The organism is Acidovorax kalamii, assembly GCF_002245625.1.
GTDB lineage: Bacteria > Pseudomonadota > Gammaproteobacteria > Burkholderiales > Burkholderiaceae_C > Acidovorax > Acidovorax kalamii.
In genome coordinates this window covers 1-1,756 of the sequence record NZ_NOIG01000027.1, presented here as the reverse complement: position 1 = coordinate 1,756, position 1,756 = coordinate 1, and the positions used below count along the sequence as shown (strand labels likewise).

The 1,756-nt window shown below is 66.1% G+C and carries 1 protein-coding gene and 1 pseudogene; both read left to right on the top strand.

From position 1 onward, the window contains the following. A pseudogene (locus tag CBY09_RS23400) lies at positions 1–468 on the top strand (methyl-accepting chemotaxis protein); the annotation flags it as partial. Between the two features lie 338 nt (positions 469–806). Then, the coding region (locus CBY09_RS23395) for a methyl-accepting chemotaxis protein (protein ID WP_133066341.1) at positions 807–1,756 on the top strand (950 nt) is incomplete at its 3' end.

Below are 1,756 nucleotides of genomic sequence, written 5' to 3'. Positions count from 1 at the left end.
GAAGAAATTGTGGCCAGCGTGCAGCGCGTGAGCGACCTGATCGGAGAGATCACGGCATCGTCCACCGAGCAGCGCGACGGCATCGCCCAGGTGAACCAGGCGGTCACGCACCTCGATCAGATGACGCAGCAGAACGCAGCGCTGGTGGAGGAGTCAACAGCCGCGGCCGCCTCGATGCGCGACCAGGCGCAGCGGCTGGCGGAGGTGGTGTCGGTGTTCAATGTGGGCGCGGTGGCCGCGCGGGCCCCGGCAGCCGCGCCCCGGCCCGCTCCCGCAGCCGCGCGGGTGGGCGGTACCGGCAGCAAACCGGCATCCGCAGCCACCGCCAAGGCGCCGGTGGCCGCCCGGCTGGCGGGCAAGGCGCCTGCCGCCCCCAAGGTCACAGCTGCGCCTTCTGCTGCGGCCTCCCCTGCACCGGCCCCCCGGGCCGCCGCAGGTGGCAATGACGACGAATGGGAAAGCTTCTGACACGGCCCAGCCCTTGTGGTGCTATCACTCCTGAATTGATAGCTTTCAAGGCAATGTGGTAGAGCGGAAACGCCCATTTTTGCTCAAACTCCTGCTCCCTGGGGCGCACACAGTGCGTGGCGCAGCCCGGCGGGGGTTGCCCGGCCTGGGGTTCGCGGCTTTTTCGTTCGCGCATCCGGGGTGTTTTCCGGATGCGGGTATTTCCCGGTGGGGTGCGGGCCTGTGGGCACGCCGGGCTGGCGTAGGCTATGGCCTGTCGTTGATGTAATCGAATGTTTCCTGTGTGCCTTGCGCAGAACATGAGAGAGACATCACCGGTCCACGAGGAACTACCAACCATGCAATTTGACAATATCCGCGTCTCCCGCAAGCTCTGGGGCGCTTTTCTGGGTCTGATGATCGGCATGCTCCTGCTCTCGAGCTTTGCTCAGAACCGGGGCAACAATTCGATGACGGCTGCGATGGACGGCATCATCGAGATCGAGGAGCGCATCTCCACGGCCGTGCGCTGGCGCGGCGCCACCGAAACCGCCGTCACCATGGTCATGGGTGGCGCGGTGACCACCGACTCGGTGCTGGCCGAGCAGTACGGCGCCAAGGTCAAGGAGATCATCGGCAACATCAACAAGGTGCAGGAGAAGATCGTTGCGTCTGCCACCGCGCCCGAAGAAAAAGCCGCGCTCGACAAGGTGCTGGAGGCCCGCAAGGCCGTGCTGGCCGCCACCGCCAAGACCTGGGAGCTGAAAGGTGCGGGCGATGCCGTGGCCACCCAGCGGTTTGCGGACGACGAGTTTGCCCCCCTGGTCACCAAGTACCTCAAGGCCCAGGACGACTTTGTGGCCGCGCTGGAAAAGCGCCGCGACGCCATCCGTGCTGACGCCACGAGCCGCCGCATCCAGAACGCCGTCTCGGGGATCATCCTGTCCATGGTGCTGCTGGCCGTGGGCATTTTCCTGGCCTGGCGGTTGGTGCATTCCATCAGCGACCCGCTCAACCAGGCGGTGTCCACCATCGACGCCATCGCCGCAGGCGATCTCACGCGTGAGTTGCAGTCCACCCGCAAGGACGAGTTTGGCCACATGCTGCGCTCGCTGTCGGCCATGTCGGCGCGGCTGCGCACGGTGGTGAGCGAGGTGCGCACAGGCGTGGACTCGGTGTCCTCGGCATCCATCGAGATCGCCAACGGAAACCAGGACCTGTCGGCCCGCACCGAGCAGACCGCCTCGAACCTCGAAGAGACGGCAGCCAGCATGGAGCAGCTCACAGCCACCGTGAGCCAGTCGGCCGA